Raw genomic sequence first — 16,753 nt, forward strand, 5'->3', positions numbered from 1 at the left:
TACTCCCTACAACTGCAAGCCCATCTTCACATTGGACACCACTGCGAGAAATTGAGCCCAACTTGCTTCTCAAACTTGAGTTCGACAACCCCGGCGCTAGTCACAAGGTTCGGGCTGCAAGACATATTGTTAGATGTGCTGTTCAAGCCGGTCACATCGTGCCGGGTCTTACAACCGTCATCGAAAAAACAGGCGGCAACTTCGGTTTTGGTTTGGTATTGGCTTGCTCAGAAATTGGGGTCTCTGTGGAATTGGCTGTGGGCCTGTCTTTTAGTCCACTGAAACGTCACTTTCTTGAATTGAGCGGAGCCAAACTAATCGGAATTGACCAGCTAAGGGCGGGATCTACGCCACGCGAAGTCGTTGAGTGGCATCTTGCCAACGCCGGCAGACTTGGAAAGTCCTACTTCTATACGGATCAATTCAATAATCCTAAAAATATTGAAGCACATGAATACGAAACTGGAGCTGAAATTGCTCAGCAACTGAAAGATTTGGACAACATCAAAAATATTAGCTTTGTGAGCTGCGCAGGAACAGGCGCACATCTGACTGGAATTACACGCGCATTGCTAAGTGCTGGATACACAGTAGACGTCACCTTGGTTGAGCCAACTGGTTGCGACAGCCGCAACAGCATATTCGTTGAGCATAAGTTTGAAGGTATGGCTGTAGGTGTTAAACCGCCATTGCTCGACTGGGATCTTGTCAGCGACACAGTGCACATCGACCATGCGAGCATGCTCGCAACTAAGCAGCGCATCGCCGCTACACAGGGTTACATTGTTGGAAACACCTCTGCGGCGTGTCTTGCTGCAGCATCAGCTTTGACCGTACAGCTGCCAAAATCGCATAAGGTGCTCACGATTGCCTACGACCATGGGCTTTGGTATGCGTAGCAACAGTCTAGGTTTAGCAAGTGTTCTGACAAAAACTCACACCGCCACATTAAGGAGATAAATTAGCCTTTATTTGTCTTTATGTCAGCGGGTAAGCCCCAAGCGCTTTCAAGCAGATTGCGCAGTATTCTTAGTCGACTAATTTCACTAATTATTTTTGCCGCAACAAAGACTATTGCTTGCAACCGGGCCCGACGGATGAGGGTTTAGTCCCTGCCCTCAACGCTTTAAAACATCACCTCAAAAAAAAGTAAATCCATGCAAGCCCTAGTCATACACGCCGCCGGCGACCTTCGCCTTGAAACTATTGCCACACCAGAACTAGGCGCACAGCAGTTGCTGGTGCGGGTGCGCTGCGGCGGTATTTGTGGCTCGGATTTGCATTACTACCAACACGGCGGCTTTGGCACGATTCGGGTTAAAGAGCCTATGGTGTTGGGTCACGAAGTAGCTGGCGTGATTGGTGCCGTCGGCAGTGGTGTGACGCAATTTAGTGTGGGCGAGCGCATTGCCGTCAGCCCGAGTCAGCCTTGCGGGCTGTGTAGCTATTGCCAGAAAGGCTTGCAAAACCATTGCCTTGATATGCGCTACTACGGCAGCGCCATGCGCACGCCGCATGTGCAAGGCGCGTTTAGGCAAGAAATCGTGGTCGAGCAACACCAAGCCCATCGTTTGGCCGCGGGCGTCAGCGACAGCGAAGGCGCAATGGTAGAACCGCTTGCCGTCGCCCTGCACGCCGTGCGCCGGGCCGGATCTTTAGTCGGTAAAAACGTGTTGATTACCGGCTGTGGGCCAATTGGTGCATTGCTCATAGTGGCGGCTAGGCGCGCCGGTGCTGGCAAGATAGTGGTCACCGATATGGGCGACTTCACGCTGGGCAAAGCGCTCAAAGTCGGTGCAGATGAAGTCATCAACATGAGCGACAAGCCTGAGGGTTTAGACCGCTTTAGCACTGACAAAGGTCATTTCGACGTATTGTTTGAAGCCAGCGGCAACCAGCACGCTTTGTGCGGCGCTTTGGCAGCATTGCGGCCACGCGGCGTGATTGTTCAAGTCGGTCTAGGTGGCGAGATGAACTTGCCCATGAACACGCTTGTAGCCAAGGAGTTTGATCTGCGCGGCGCGTTTCGTTTTCATGAAGAGTTTGCGATGGCGGTAGAACTACTCAACAAAGGTCTGGTTGATGTGAAACCCTTGATCTCAGCCACATTGTCTTTTAGAGACTCAGCCAAAGCTTTTACGCTAGCGGCCGATAGATCGCAGGCAATGAAGGTATTGCTCAATTTTGACTAGGGCGCTCTGACGCGAATTAAAGCGAATTAAATTAAATTAAAGCGAAGTACTACGCATACATATGAATTTTTGCGCATTCAAAAAAAAAGGCAGTGCAAAAACTTTTGCACTGCCTTTTAACTTATTGACTCGCTAAAACTATTTGCGAACCGGTGGCAAATCCGTGCAGCTACCATGCGCCACTTCTGCGGCCATACCAATGCTTTCGCCGAGTGTGGGATGCGGGTGAACTGTTTTACCGATATCAACCGCATCAGCGCCCATCTCTATGGCCAAGGCGATCTCGCCAATCATGTCGCCGGCATGTGTGCCGACCATGCCACCGCCCAAAATCTTGCCATGACCATGCGCTTCGGGTGAATCGTCAAACAGCAGTTTGGTGACGCCCTCGTCGCGGCCATTGGCAATTGCGCGGCCGGATGCCGACCACGGGAATAGCCCTTTTTTAACTTTGATGCCTTGAGCTTTGGCTTGGTCTTCGGTCAAGCCAACCCATGCGACTTCAGGGTCGGTGTAGGCGACGCTTGGAATCACGCGGGCATTAAAGGCGGCGCTGGCCAATTCTTTATTGCCTTGTAATTCGCCGGCAATCACTTCTGCGGCGACGTGTGCTTCGTGCACAGCTTTGTGCGCCAACATCGGCTGGCCAATGATGTCGCCAATCGCAAAAATGTGCTTTACGTTGGTGCGCATTTGAATATCGACTGGAATAAAACCGCGATCAGTAACGGTGACACCGGCTTTGTCAGCGGCTAATTTAGCGCCGTTTGGTGTGCGGCCAACGGCTTGCAAAACCATATCGTAAGTTTGTGGCGCAGGCGCTGTCACGCCATCTTTGGCCGACTCAAAACTCACTTCAATGCCTTCAGGCGTGGCTTTAGCGCCAACGGTTTTGGTGCCGAGCATGATGTTGTCAAAACGCGGTGCATTCATTTTTTGCCAGACTTTGACCAAGTCTCTGTCCGCGCCTTGCATCAAGCCGTCCATCATCTCGACCACGTCAAGGCGAGCGCCCAGCGTTGAATAAACCGTACCCATTTCTAAACCAATAATGCCACCACCCAGAATCAACATGCGCTTAGGCACGGCTTCTAAAGCCAGAGCACCGGTCGAATCGACGACGCGTGGATCTTTCGGCATAAACGGCAGGCGCACGGCTTGTGAGCCGGCCGCGATGATGCAGGTTTTAAAACCAATGGTTTGGCTTTTACCAGATTTTTCTTGGTGCTCGCCGGTGGTTTCTTCGACTTGCAAATGGTGCTCGCCAACAAACTGGCCTAAGCCGCGCACGACAGTCACCTTGCGCATTTTGGCCATCGCTGCCAGTCCGCCGGTGAGTTTGCCAACGACTTTTTCTTTGTGTGTGCGCAGCTTGTTGATGTCGACTACTGGCGCTGCAAACGTCACGCCCAAGCTTTCGAAATGCTTGACTTCATCCATCACCGCTGCGACGTGCAGCAAGGCTTTAGACGGGATGCAGCCGACATTCAAGCAAACGCCGCCGAGTGCGGCGTAGCGCTCGACCAAGACCACTTTAAGACCTAAATCAGCGGCGCGAAAAGCCGCGGAATAGCCGCCGGGGCCGGCGCCTAGGACTAACAAATCGCAGTCGATATCGGCAGTGCCGGCATAACTTGCGGCCGCCGGTGCGGGCGTGGAAGCTGGTGCAGCTGGCTTTTCAGCAGCCGCTGGTTTTGTTTCTACAGCGCTAGCAGTGGTAGCGGCAGGAGCGGCAGCTGGCGTTGTCTCAGCCCCGCTGTCTGCCTCGACCTCAAGACTGAGTAAGACTGATCCTTGCTTAACTTTATCGTCAAGTTTGATTGCCAAACTTTTAACCACGCCGGCATGTGAAGACGGAATTTCCATAGAGGCTTTGTCACTCTCGACAGTGATCAGGCTCTGGTCAACTTCGATGCGGTCGCCGGGTTTTACCAACAACTCGATCACGGTCACTTCATCAAAGTCGCCAATGTCGGGGACCTTGACATCTATCAGGTTTACAGCTGCGCTCATGGGGAGGCTTTCAATGGGTTGAGTAATTGTTGCAATGGCGGCGACCGGCTCGCGGCCGCACAAACATCACAGCAGAACGCGGCGGAAGTCGGCGAGTATCTGACCGAGATAGGCGTTAAAACGCGCAGCCATGGCGCCGTCAATCACGCGGTGATCCCAGCTCAGTGACAGCGGCAATATCAGGCGCGGCTCAAACGCCTTGCCGTCCCAAACCGGTTGCATCTGGCTTTTGCAGACACCCAAAATTGCCACTTCAGGGGCGTTGATGATGGGCGTGAAATAGCGCCCACCAATACCACCTAGCGAAGAAATCGTAAAGCACGCGCCCTGCATGTCGGCGGGACCGAGTTTGCCGTCACGGGCTTTTTTGGCTAACTCGCCCATCTCGGCGGAGATTTGCACAATGCCTTTTTTATCCGCATCTTTAATCACTGGCACGACCAAGCCGTTAGGCGTGTCGGCTGCAAACGCGATGTTGAAGTATTTTTTCAGTACCAATTGGTCGCCATCGAGTGAGGCGTTGAAGTCTGGAAACTTCTTCAATGCGGCAACCGAAGCTTTAATCAAAAATGCCAGCATGGTGATTTTGGCACCCGACTTTTCATTTTCTTTATTCATCATCAAGCGGAAGTTTTCCAGTTCGGTGATGTCGGCATCGTCATGGTTGACGACGTGCGGAATCATCACCCAATTGCGGTGCAGATTCGAGCCGCTGATCTTTTTGATGCGCGACATATCCTTACGCTCGACTTCGCCAAATTTGGTGAAATCGACTTTTGGCCAAGCCAGCAAATCCAAACCCACACCATTGCCTGAGGCTGCGCTAGCGGCTGGTGTTTTGCTGACCTGTGCTTGGGTACGCGTATCGCCGGCCATCACAGATTTACTAAAGGCTTGCACATCGTCCAGTGTGATGCGGCCTTTGGGGCCCTTGCCAGTCAGTTCTGCCAGCGGCACGCCTAATTCACGGGCGAATTTACGAACCGAAGGCGATGCATGCGGCAAGCTGCCGGTGGGTGCAATGTTTGGGTTGTGGACGGGCTCTGACGCGCTGACGCTGGCTTTTGCAGCGGGTGCGGCGGCCGGGGCCGAGGCAGTAGCAGCGGGTGCGGCTTTCGCTTCAGGTGCAGCGGGTGCAGCAGGCGTAGCAGCAACTACAGCCGCAACAGGCGCAGCAGCTTCGATCAAGGCCAGCAGATCACCAATATTGATGACATCGCCGAGCTTGACTTTGAGCTCTTTGAGCAAACCAGCGCTTGAAGAGGGAATCTCCATCGAGGCTTTGTCTGACTCAACCGTGATGAGTGATTGCTCAACCTTAATGGTGTCGCCAGCTTTAACCAGCACTTCAATCACGCTGACGTCTTTGAAGTCACCAATGTCCGGAACCATGACCTCAATGATTTGAGTCGTGGCAGATGTGGCCGCAGGTGTAGCGGCAGCGGCAGGTGCTGCAGCCGGTGTAGCTACGGCAGGTGTAGCTGCGGCGGGCGCAGCTTGGGTTTCGGCGGCAGTTGGCGCTGCAACAGCAGCACTGTCCTCTTCCACATCAAGCGTTAAAACTATCGAGCCTTGCTTGACCTTGTCATCGAGCTTGACACGCAATTCCTTGACCACGCCGGCATGGCTGGAAGGAATTTCCATGGAGGCCTTGTCGGACTCAACGGTGAGCAAGGATTGGTCGACCGTGATGCTATCGCCGGGCTTGACCAATAACTCTATGACGGTGACTTCATCAAAGTCGCCAATGTCCGGAACCTGAATTTCAATGGTGGCCATATTTTTTCCAATCATTTCGTAAACAGGGCCGTGCAACAGCAGCGGCCCTGATCTGAATAAAACCGCTCGGGCGTTAAATTACGCGTGCAAAGGGTTGATTTTGTCGGCTTGAATGCCGTACTTGGCTATCGCTTCGGCTACTTTTGCAACTGGCAGCGTGCCTTCTTCGCTGAGTGCTTTGAGGGCTGCCACAACGATGTAATGGCGGTTGATCTCAAAGTGCTCACGCAGCTTGCTGCGGAAATCGCTGCGGCCAAAACCGTCGGTGCCCAGCACTTTATAAGCCCGGCCTTTTGGAATGTAGGCACGAATTTGCTCAGCATAAGCCTTCATGTAATCAGTCGATGCCACCACCGGACCGGTATGCTTTTCAAGCTGCTGGCCGACGAACGGAACGCGTGCAGCTTCTAGCGGATGCAGCAGGCTCCAGCGTTCGGCGTCTTGGCCGTCTCTGGCTAACTCGTTAAAGCTTGGGCAGCTCCAGACATTGGCGGCAACGCCCCAGTCTTTTTCTAGCAATTCTTGCGCAGCAATCGACTCGCGCAAAATAGTGCCAGAACCTAGCAACTGAACCTGCGGCGCAAGCTTAGGGCCGGCTTTGCACAAATACATGCCTTTGATGATTTGATCTTCCGTGCCAGGCGTCAAACCCGGCATAGGATAGTTCTCGTTGAGCAGCGTGATGTAGAAATACACGTTGTCTTGCTTTTCCACCATGCGCTTGAGGCCGTGGTGCAAGATCACGCCGACTTCGTGGGCAAAGGTCGGGTCGTAGCTAATGCAGTTAGGAATCGTGCCGGCCATGATGTGGCTGTGACCGTCTTCATGTTGCAAGCCTTCGCCGTTCAGCGTGGTACGGCCAGAGGTGCCGCCTAGCAAGAAGCCACGGGCTTGCATGTCGCCAGCAGCCCAAGCCAAGTCACCGACGCGCTGAAATCCGAACATCGAGTAGTAGACGTAAAACGGAATCATGATGCGGTTGTTGGTGCTGTAAGAAGTCGCAGCCGCAATCCAGCTGCTCATGCCGCCGGCCTCGTTAATGCCTTCTTGCAGAATCTGACCCTTTTTGTCTTCCTTGTAATACATCACCTGGTCTTTATCGACCGGCGTGTATTTTTGACCATCAGGGTTGTAAATACCGATTTGGCGGAACAAGCCTTCCATACCAAAAGTTCTGGCTTCATCGACCAAAATTGGCACAACACGTGGGCCCAAGGCTTGGTCGCGCAGCAACTGCGTCAAAAAGCGCACATAGGCTTGAGTGGTGGAGATTTCGCGGCCTTCGGCAGTTGGCTCCATGACTGATTTGAAGATCGCCAAGTCCGGCACGGTAAAGCTCTCATCGGCCTTGGTGCGGCGGTGTGGCAAATAACCGCCCAGCGCTTTGCGGCGCTCATGCAGATACTTCATCTCTGGCGTGTCGTCAGCCGGCTTGTAAAAAGGAATATCCGCTAATTGGCTGTCTGGGATAGGAATGTTAAAGCGGTCGCGGAAGGCTTTAACGTCTTCGTCGGCGAGTTTTTTGGTCTGGTGCACATTGTTTTTGCCCTCGCCCATCTTGCCCATGCCAAAGCCTTTGACGGTCTTGATCAGCAGGACGGTGGGTTGACCAACGTGTTTGACCGCCGAATGGAAAGCGGCATAAACTTTTTGCGAATCGTGACCACCGCGACGCAGATTAAAGATGTCGTCGTCGCTCATTTTGGAGACCATCTCCAACGTCTTCGGATTCTGGCCAAAGAAGTGCTTGCGCACATAAGCGCCGTCATTCGCCTTCATGGCTTGGTAATCGCCGTCCAAGGTATCCATCATGACTTTGCGCAGTGCGCCGTCTTTGTCACGCGCTAACAGTGGGTCCCAACCATTGCCCCAAAGCAGCTTGATCACGTTCCAGCCAGCACCGCGAAATTCGCCTTCTAACTCTTGAACAATTTTGCCGTTGCCGCGCACTGGACCGTCTAAACGCTGCAAGTTGCAGTTGATCACGAATACCAAGTTATCTAACTTTTCGCGCGCTGCTAGACCGATAGCGCCCATGGATTCGACTTCGTCCATCTCGCCGTCACCGCAGAAAACCCAGACCTTGCGGTTCTCGGTGTTAGCAATGCCGCGTGCGTGCAGATACTTTAAAAAGCGCGCTTGGTAAATCGCCATCAATGGGCCAAGGCCCATGGAGACGGTGGGGAACTGCCAAAACTCGGGCATGAGTTTGGGGTGCGGGTAGCTGGATAAACCGTTGCCATCAACTTCTTGGCGGAAGTTCAGCAATTGCTCTTCCGTCAAACGGCCTTCAAGGTAGGCACGGGCATAAACGCCGGGTGAGACATGGCCTTGAATGTAGAGGCAGTCACCGCCGTGGCCTTCGCTCTCGGCATGCCAGAAATGGTTGAAACCGGCGCCAAACAAACTGGCAAGTGAAGCAAAAGAGCCGATGTGACCACCCAGGTCGCCGCCGTCAGCAGGATGCAGACGATTCGCTTTGACCACCATGGCCATGGCGTTCCAGCGCATGTAGGCGCGCAGACGCTCTTCAATGGCGAGGTTGCCGGGTGAGCGTTCTTCTTGATCAACCTCTATGGTGTTGACGTAGCCAGTGGTGGCCGAAAAAGGCATGTCTATGCTTTTTTGACGCGCGTGCTCTAGCAATTGTTCAAGCAAAAAGTGGGCTCGCTCTGGGCCTTCGCTCTCGATCACGGCGGACAGTGCGTCCATCCACTCGCGCGTTTCTTGTGTATCTTTGTCCGGGGCCGTTTCGCCAGGCGTATTGTTCACGCTTGACGCTAGATTGTCGGAACCCGCATTACCAGGGGTAAAAGCCATATTTTTGTCTCCTGCTAGTTAACTAATTCTGGGTCGCGCTCAGCATTCATTTGGTCGAACAACGGCAGCGCAATTTTTGTTTCTGCTCAATAGCAACTACTTCGTTTGTAGCCGCATTTCAGAATCAATTTAGGAGTTTGCCATACTATTTGTAATATTTCAAATTATGCCTAATCATTTCGCAATGCGAAATATCAGCACAATTTTTAAATACTTCTGCATCTGAAGCAACTTTTTCAAAACAGACAGACGCTGAGTTTTTTAAGCCTAAAAAGAACTCAGTACACTAGCGCTGAACATGTCAAATCAAGTCCCTAAAAGCGCGGCACCTACAGCGCCTACACCTTCTGAAAACACCACTGACACTAACACTTGGAGACACTGGTGGCGCCGGCAGTCACCCTCGCGCCAAGACCGCTTTGTCACGCTGGGTCCGTTATTGGCAGTGATACTTTTTCTTGCGGCTGTGGTGGCCGCTTTTGCTTATTTGCGGCTTGAAGAAATAGACCGCGAACAACAAGCGGTAAAACGCGATGTCGAATACGCCCAGCAACGCCTAAGACTCAGGCTACTAGAACGCCAAGAGCAGCTGATGCGAATCGGCCGCGACATCGCCAACAATGAGCTAGACGAGAGCGAGTTTCAACAGCAGGCCGCAGCACTGATTAACCAATATCCCGAGCTTCTATCTGTGAGCTGGATAGACGCGAATCGCCGCGTCAAAACATCTTTTGTCTCATCTAGCGTTAATTTCAACTTACTACGCGCAACTGGCGAGTTATTAAAAGATGGTGAAACTGAGGACGCTTATGAGTTGGCCAAAGACTTGCGCCAACCCGTTTATTCACGTCCTTTAAACGCCTTCAGCAGCAGTTTTAATGCGGCCACGCTGGGACTACTCATTCCACTCAATTCGCAGGGAAAGTTTAGCGGTGTGATTTTGAGCGAATACTCAATTGACAACATGCTGCGCTTTGGCGTGCCGACCGAGGTTTCCGCTCGCTATGCCGTGGCACTCATGGACGACCAAAACAATATGCTTGCCGGCATAAAGCCACCGCCGCGCAACAAAGCTGCGCGCTTGTTGCCGTGGACTGATGCGGCAGCAGAATACGAAGTTCCAGTCTCGCCGGTAGGCAACGGTTTACTGATACGTGCACAAGGCTACCGCGCCTCACTCGGTGTGATTGGCAGCGGATTTTTCTGGCTGGTGAGTGCACTGAGCGCGCTTACCGTCTGGATGCTGCTGGGTAACTGGCGCCACACCCGGCGTCGCATGCAGGCCCAACAAGCACTGGTGTCTGAGACCAACTTTCGTCGCGCCATGGAAAACTCTATGCTCACCGGCATGCGTGCATTAGACCTGCAAGGCCGTATCACTTACGTCAACCCAGCGTTTTGCCAGATGACGGGATTGAGCGAATCAGAGTTAGTAGGCTGCACCGCGCCGTTCCCGCATTGGCCTGAAGCCGAGATCGAAAACCTCAGCTCGCGGCTAGACGACGAACTGCATGGCCGCACGCCGCTCGCGGGCTTTGAGGTCAGAGTCAAACGCAAAGGTGGTGAAGTTTTCGATGCCCGCATGTATGTCTCACCCTTGATAGATCCGCGCGGCCAACAAACTGGCTGGATGACTTCCATGACGGACATCAGCGAGCCCAAGCGCGTGCGCGAAGAACTCACCGCCTCCTACGAGCGTTTCACCACCGTGCTGGAAAGTCTGGATGCCGCCGTCTCAGTCGCACCGCTGGGCGGCTCTGAACTACTCTTCGCGAACAAGCTTTACCGGTCCTGGTTTGGCGCTGAGGTCTCTGGCCACATCAACTTAATCGCACAAGCTGGCCGACCGGCAAGCCGTCCTACCGATGATGAGCTCGATGCGGTCGATGCCTTGGCCGGCTTTCCAACTGACACGCTCACGGCCGCGGTCAGTGAAAATGCAGAAATCTATGTGCCAGAGCTAGCCAAATGGTTGGAAGTACGCTCCCGCTACCTCACTTGGGTAGACGGCCGACTGGCACAAATGGTGATCGCCACCGACATCACACCGCGCCGTCAGGCCGAAGAGCAAGCCGCACAGCAAAACGAGCGTGCGCAAACCGCCAGCAGACTCATCACTATGGGCGAGATGGCTTCTAGCGTGGCACATGAATTAAACCAGCCACTCACCGCTATCACCAACTATTGCAATGGCATGGTTTCGCGCATTAAAAGCCAACAAATTAATAACGAAGACTTATTAATGGCCTTGGAAAAAACAGCGCGCCAAGCAAGTCGGGCGGCACAAATCATTCAACGCATACGCGCCTTTGTCAAACGCAGCGAGCCCAACCGCAGCTTGGCAGAAATCATTGTGATCACCAACAATGCGGTAGAGCTGGCCGAGATAGAACTGCGCCGACACAACGTTCGCCTAAGCCACTACATCGCAGCGCGCTTACCAACGGTGATGGTGGACCCGATTTTAATTGAGCAGGTGCTGATTAACCTGATGAAAAATGCGGCTGAATCGATTGCCATGGCGGACATGCCGACGGCGCGGCGCAATGTCGAATTGCGCGTTGGACCGAAAAATATTGACGGTCAAAAAGTAGTTGAATTTTCAGTCATAGACACTGGAAATGGCTTCACACCAGAAGTCAAAAGCCGCCTCTACGAAGCCTTTTATTCGACTAAAGCAGAAGGCATGGGTATAGGACTAAAACTATGCCGCAGCATCATAGAGTCACACAACGGAAGGCTGGAAGCGGAGAACCTCTACAATGGTGAAGAGATCGTGGGATGCCGGTTTACCTTCTGGATTCCTGTCAACCCCATGTTTGGGCCGCCAGCATCAACAGATGAAAACCTGGCCTGAAATAAAAACAATAACGCGTTCCTAAAAGTTCCATAGAAAGTTTTGCATGAGTTTGATCCCAAAAAAAGGTACTGTCTATGTCGTCGATGACGACGAGGGTGTGCGCGATTCATTGCAATGGTTGCTCGAAGGCAAGGATTACCGAGTGCGCTGCTACGACTCAGCAGAGACATTCTTAAGTCGCTACGACGCAAGAGAAGTCGCGTGCCTCATCGTTGACATCCGTATGGGCGGCATGACAGGTTTAGAGTTGCAAGACCGCTTGGTTGAGAGAAAGTCTCCCCTGCCAATCGTTTTCATCACCGGTCACGGCGATGTACCTATGGCCGTGGACACGATGAAAAAAGGCGCGATGGATTTCATCCAAAAACCCTTCGAAGAAAGCGCTTTGCTTAATATCGTCGAGCGCATGTTAGAGCTTGCCAAAGACGCTTTTAGCGAGCACCAACAGTCCGCCAGCCGAGACGCATTGCTAGCCAAACTGACCTCACGCGAAGCCCAAGTGTTAGAGCGAATTGTGGCCGGACGCTTAAATAAACAAATCGCCGACGACTTGGCCATCAGTATTAAAACGGTAGAGGCGCACCGCGCCAACATCATGGAAAAACTCAACGCCAACACGGTGGCCGACCTGCTTAAAATCGCCTTGGGTTCAAACCCCACCAAGGTCTAAGCGCTGAGCTTAAGCACCATAAAAACACTGCTGTAAAAGCTAAAACTTTGACAGCCACCCGCGCCCCTGATTTAACCCTCAGCGGGCGTTTTTAATTTCTAAAAGCAAAACCATGACAGCACAACGCATAGACGGCACAGCCCTTTCCAAACAACTGCGCAGCGAAGTCGCAGAGCGCGCCCAAGCATTGCGCGTACGCGGCATTATTCCCGGCTTAGCCGTGATACTGGTCGGCGAAAGCCCAGCCAGCCAAGTTTATGTGCGCAACAAAGTCAAAGCCTGCGAAGACAGCGGCCTTTATTCGGTATTAGAGAAATACGATGCCGACATGAGTCAGGCTGATTTACTCGCGCGCATTGATGCGCTCAACCAAGACCCCAGCATTCACGGCGTATTGGTGCAGCTACCACTACCGCCGCATATTGACGCACAAAAAGTGATTGAAGCGATTGCACCAGCCAAAGACGTGGACGGCTTTCATGTCGCTAGCGCCGGTGCATTAATGGTCGGTCAGCCCGGCTTTTGGCCTTGCACGCCTTATGGCTGCATGAAAATGTTGGACAGCATTGGCTACGATTTAAACGGAAAACATGCGGTGGTGATTGGTCGCAGCAATATTGTCGGCAAACCCATGGCGCTGATGCTGCTGCAAAAAAACGCCACCGTCACGATCTGCCACAGCGGCACAAAAAATCTCAAAGCCATGACACTGCAGGCCGATGTCATCGTAGCGGCCGTTGGCAAACGCAACGTACTGACAGCTGACATGGTCAAGCCCGGTGCGGTTGTCATTGACGTAGGCATGAACCGCGATGACAGCGGCAAGCTGTGCGGCGATGTGGACTTTGATGGTGTGTCTAGTGTTGCCGGCTACATCACGCCAGTGCCGGGCGGCGTCGGACCTATGACCATTACCATGCTGCTGGTGAACACGTTGGAAGCAGCTGAAAAAAGCTAAATAAATTTAAGTTTTAAACTTTTAAAAACGCTGAAAAAAACTAAAAAATTACTTTAAATATAGCGCCGTTAAAGTTGATTTTTTTAATCGATCTTTCAAGCCAATCGATTTGTAATTAATTGCTTCCAACAAGCAGATAACAAACAATCGAACAGGTGACAGTTATAGTGAGTAACAAACAAGCAGAAAACAACAATTTAAGATGAATTTCAAGGGAAAACCCTAGGATTTATCAATAAAAACTAAGAGATTTTCGACAGCAAATCTATCCTCTCTTGCAATTGTTGTGCATTGCTTTTTACTGACAGATAACTTCAAAAAGAAAGAGGGAGATCACATGCGCTTATTTCAAAAAGTAGGATTGGCTCTGAGTCTTGGCGCTGTTTTAGTGACCGGCACAGCACTGGCTCAAAAGCAGCAATTTCTCAATATTCTTACCGGCGGCCAAAGCGGTGTTTACTACCCGATTGGCGTTGCCCTGACGCAAATTTACGCCAAAGAAATTCCCAATGTACGAGCCACTGCACAGGTCACACGTGCATCGGCTGAAAACCTTAACTTGCTGCAAGCTGGCCGCGGCGAGCTTGCCATTTCTCTGGCCGACTCAGTTACCGATGCCTACACCGGCAATGCCGAAGCCGGCTTTGACAAGCCATTGACCAAGTTGCGCGGCATATCGGGCACTTACAACAATTACATTCAAATCATCGCCTCTGCCGACTCCGGCATCAAAACGCTGGCTGACCTGAAAGGCAAACGTATATCTGTCGGTGCCGCCAAATCTGGCACAGAGCTCAATGCGCGCGCCATTTTTAAAGCCGCAGGACTGTCGTACAAAGACATGTCAAAAGTGGAATATCTGCCGTTTGGTGAATCGGTCGAGTTAATGAAAAACCGCCAACTGGATGCCACACTTCAATCGGCCGGCTTGGGCGTCGCGTCGATTCGCGACTTGGCCACATCGGTCACGATTGTGGTGGTTGCCATTCCGGCTGATGTCATCAAACGTGTGGGAAGCCCGGCTTACCAGCCGTCGTTTATTCCTGCCAACACTTACGCCGGTCAAACCGTGGATGTCTCAACCGCAGCGATTCCAAACTTCCTCATCACCCACTCCGGCGTGTCTAACGAATTGGCCTACCAAATGACCAAGACCATGTACGACAACATCGGCACTTTGTATGCAGCGCACAATGCGGCCAAAGCCATCAAGCTTGAGAACGCCTTAGTCGGTATGCCAGTGCCATTGCACCCAGGCGCTGCGCGTTACTACAAAGAAGTCGGTCTTTTAAAGTAAAGACTTAACGCACGGAGAACTAGCCCGTACGCAAAATAAAACGGCCCCAAAAACTATTGGGGCCGCTCTTGTTTTTAAGCTGTAAAAACAAGCCCGAGATTTCATATCCGCTTTAAAAGGTTTTCATGAGCGACCACGACACAAGTCCAGCAATGCCCAAGTGGGGCGTACTTTTCTGGATCGCATTGGCGTTTTCCAGTTTCCAGCTTTGGACAGCGGCCTTTAGCCCACTGTCGAGTCAAGTAGTGCGCGCCATCCATGTGGGCTTTGTGCTGCTCATGGTGTTTGCACTTAAACCTCACTTTCGCAGCAACAGCACGGGTGCGCCTATTTTGGGTTGGTTACTCGGTCTGACAGGTTTTGCATTTGCCTTTTACCACTGGTATTTCGAGGCCGAGCTGACTCTCAGAGCAGGTGAGTTAACCCGCAACGACTGGGTGATTGGCGCGGTCACAATCGCTCTGGTTTTTGAAGCGGCGCGGCGCATCATGGGCTGGGGCTTGCCGATTGTTTGCGGCACATTTTTGGCCTACGGCATGTTTGGCGAGTACTTACCAGCCGTCATGGCGCATCGCGGCTACGGTTTAGACCAAATCGTCGGCACGCTAAGCTTTGGCACTGAGGGCATTTACGGCACGCCGACCTATGTCTCGTCCTCGTATATTTTTCTATTCATCTTGTTTGGCGCTTTTCTTGAGCAAGCCGGCATGATTAAGCTGTTCAACGATTTTGCGCTTGGCACTGTGGGCCACACACGTGGCGGCCCGGCAAAAGTAGCGGTGATCTCGTCTGGACTGATGGGCACTATCAACGGTTCTGGCGTGGCCAATGTGGTCACCACCGGACAATTCACCATTCCACTCATGAAGCGCTTTGGCTACAGCCCAGCGTTCGCGGGCGGAGTTGAGGCGACGGCCAGCATGGGCGGACAAATCATGCCGCCGGTGATGGGGGCTGTGGCCTTCATCATGTCAGAGACGATTAACGTGCCATATATCGAGATTTGCAAGGCAGCTTTAATACCGGCGATTTTGTACTTCGTCACCGCCTTTTGGATGGTTCACTTAGAGGCTGGCCGCAAAGGACTGCTCGGTCTGTCAAAAGAGGAATGCCCGAATCCTTGGACAGCAGTGCGCGAGCGCTGGTTTTTACTGCTGCCCCTGATTGGCTTGGTGGGCTTGCTGTTCTCCGGTTACACGCCCTTGTTCTCCGGCACCGTTGGCTTAGGTCTGACGGTTATTTTGATCTTTGGCGCAGCGGTGCTGACTGGCGTTAAAGGCATGGGTCTACGCATACTGTTCTGGGTTTTGCTGGGTTTTGCCTGCGCCGGTTTTTTCGAGTTTGGCGTAGGTGTCTTTTTCGTCATCGCCGCCTTGCTGGTCGCGCTGACCTACATCCGTAAAACCGGCGGCGATGCCCGCGAATTGGCAGTACAAGCCTTGGTTAACGGCGCGCGTCATGCGTTGCCAGTAGCGATTGCTTGCGCCTTAGTCGGCGTCATTATTGGCGTGATTAACCTGACTGGTGTCGCCGCAGAACTGGGCGGACACATCATTGCAGTTGGCGAGAAAAGTTTGTTTTTAGCGCTGCTGCTGACCATGGTGACCTGCTTAGTGCTGGGCATGGGCATACCGACGATTCCTAACTACATCATTACCAGCTCGCTGGCAGCACCGATTTTGTTAGAGCTAGGCGTGCCGCTAGTGGTGTCTCATATGTTTGTGTTTTATTTCGGCATCATGGCCGACCTGACACCGCCGGTAGCATTAGCCGCTTTTGCGGCCGCACCTATCGCGCGGGAGTCTGGTCTGAAGATTAGTTTTCAAGCCATGCGGGTGGCCATTGCTGGCTTTGTCGTGCCATTTATGGCGGTCTACAGCCCGGCATTGATGCTGCAAGGCGGTGATTGGATGGACACCACTTATGTGGTGTTTAAAGCCTTGCTGGCAATCTCTATGTGGGGCGCTGGTGCGATTGGCTTTTTGTTCGGCCGAATCAATTGGTTTGAGCGTATTTTTGCTATCGTCGCGGCGAGCTTCTTGGTGGCTGCAGTACCGCTGACAGATGAAATTGGTTTGGTCGCGGTTGCCGCTTTCATAATCTGGCATCTCTGGCGTACCCGTGGGTTACGCAACGGCAGCATCCGTGCGGCTTAAGCTAAGGC

General features: G+C 52.6%; 10 protein-coding genes. 7 read left to right on the forward strand and 3 right to left on the reverse strand.

The genetic code is table 11. From position 1 onward, the window contains the following. Nucleotides 1-41: 41 nt before the first annotated feature. Nucleotides 42-899: a pyridoxal-phosphate dependent enzyme gene (locus HC248_RS10735; RefSeq protein WP_272953652.1), complete on the forward strand. Its 858-nt coding sequence runs from the start codon at nt 42-44 to the stop codon at nt 897-899. Between the two features lie 258 nt (nt 900-1,157). After that, nucleotides 1,158-2,192 carry an L-idonate 5-dehydrogenase gene (locus HC248_RS10740; protein WP_168922468.1) on the forward strand — a complete coding sequence of 345 codons (1,035 nt, stop codon included), beginning with the start codon at nt 1,158-1,160 and terminating at the stop codon, nt 2,190-2,192. Nucleotides 2,193-2,330: 138 nt separating this feature from the next. Here HC248_RS10740 and lpdA read toward each other — a convergent pair whose 3' ends face one another. From lpdA to aceE, 3 genes are all read right to left on the reverse strand, one after another. After that, complete coding sequence (gene lpdA, locus HC248_RS10745) at nt 2,331-4,205, reverse strand: dihydrolipoyl dehydrogenase (protein WP_168922469.1); 1,875 nt, start codon at nt 4,203-4,205, stop codon at nt 2,331-2,333. A 66-nt stretch (nt 4,206-4,271) separates the two neighbouring features. Further along, the gene (gene aceF, locus HC248_RS10750) at nt 4,272-5,984 is read right to left on the reverse strand and encodes a dihydrolipoyllysine-residue acetyltransferase (protein WP_168922470.1); all 1,713 of its coding nucleotides are present in this window, start codon (nt 5,982-5,984) and stop codon (nt 4,272-4,274) included. A 78-nt stretch (nt 5,985-6,062) separates the two neighbouring features. After that, nucleotides 6,063-8,804 (reverse strand): pyruvate dehydrogenase (acetyl-transferring), homodimeric type, encoded by a 2,742-nt coding sequence (gene aceE, locus HC248_RS10755; protein ID WP_238342604.1) that lies wholly within the window; start codon nt 8,802-8,804, stop codon nt 6,063-6,065. A gap of 298 nt (nt 8,805-9,102) precedes the next feature. On the opposite strand from aceE, the gene HC248_RS10760 reads away from it, so the two are divergent. The 5 genes from HC248_RS10760 (at nt 9,103) to HC248_RS10780 (ending at nt 16,745) form a co-directional block, all read left to right on the forward strand. Continuing rightward, a complete protein-coding gene (locus HC248_RS10760) occupies nt 9,103-11,661 on the forward strand; it encodes a PAS domain S-box protein (RefSeq protein ID WP_168922471.1) in 2,559 nt (852 codons plus the stop codon). A 46-nt stretch (nt 11,662-11,707) separates the two neighbouring features. Further along, nucleotides 11,708-12,334, forward strand: coding sequence for a response regulator transcription factor (locus tag HC248_RS10765; protein WP_168922472.1), 627 nt, complete (start codon nt 11,708-11,710; stop codon nt 12,332-12,334). A 112-nt stretch (nt 12,335-12,446) separates the two neighbouring features. After that, on the forward strand, nt 12,447-13,292 hold the full coding sequence (gene folD / locus HC248_RS10770) for a bifunctional methylenetetrahydrofolate dehydrogenase/methenyltetrahydrofolate cyclohydrolase FolD (RefSeq protein WP_168922473.1): 846 nt from the start codon (nt 12,447-12,449) through the stop codon (nt 13,290-13,292). A gap of 337 nt (nt 13,293-13,629) precedes the next feature. Then, the gene (locus tag HC248_RS10775; RefSeq protein ID WP_168922474.1) at nt 13,630-14,589 is read left to right on the forward strand and encodes a TAXI family TRAP transporter solute-binding subunit; all 960 of its coding nucleotides are present in this window, start codon (nt 13,630-13,632) and stop codon (nt 14,587-14,589) included. 125 nt (nt 14,590-14,714) lie between these two features. Continuing rightward, nucleotides 14,715-16,745: a TRAP transporter permease gene (locus tag HC248_RS10780; protein ID WP_168922475.1), complete on the forward strand. Its 2,031-nt coding sequence runs from the start codon at nt 14,715-14,717 to the stop codon at nt 16,743-16,745. Nucleotides 16,746-16,753 lie beyond the last annotated feature (8 nt).

It is taken from the genome of Polaromonas vacuolata, from assembly GCF_012584515.1.
GTDB lineage: Bacteria > Pseudomonadota > Gammaproteobacteria > Burkholderiales > Burkholderiaceae_C > Polaromonas > Polaromonas vacuolata.

Coding starts and splice junctions, on each gene's coding strand:
- aceF (WP_168922470.1), bottom strand. CDS start 5,984: ATGGCCACCATTGAAATTCAGGTTCCGGACATTGGCGACTTTGATGAA.
- HC248_RS10780 (WP_168922475.1), top strand. CDS start 14,715: ATGAGCGACCACGACACAAGTCCAGCAATGCCCAAGTGGGGCGTACTT.
- folD (WP_168922473.1), top strand. CDS start 12,447: ATGACAGCACAACGCATAGACGGCACAGCCCTTTCCAAACAACTGCGC.
- HC248_RS10775 (WP_168922474.1), top strand. CDS start 13,630: ATGCGCTTATTTCAAAAAGTAGGATTGGCTCTGAGTCTTGGCGCTGTT.
- HC248_RS10760 (WP_168922471.1), top strand. CDS start 9,103: ATGTCAAATCAAGTCCCTAAAAGCGCGGCACCTACAGCGCCTACACCT.
- HC248_RS10765 (WP_168922472.1), top strand. CDS start 11,708: ATGAGTTTGATCCCAAAAAAAGGTACTGTCTATGTCGTCGATGACGAC.
- HC248_RS10740 (WP_168922468.1), top strand. CDS start 1,158: ATGCAAGCCCTAGTCATACACGCCGCCGGCGACCTTCGCCTTGAAACT.
- aceE (WP_238342604.1), bottom strand. CDS start 8,804: ATGGCTTTTACCCCTGGTAATGCGGGTTCCGACAATCTAGCGTCAAGC.
- lpdA (WP_168922469.1), bottom strand. CDS start 4,205: ATGAGCGCAGCTGTAAACCTGATAGATGTCAAGGTCCCCGACATTGGC.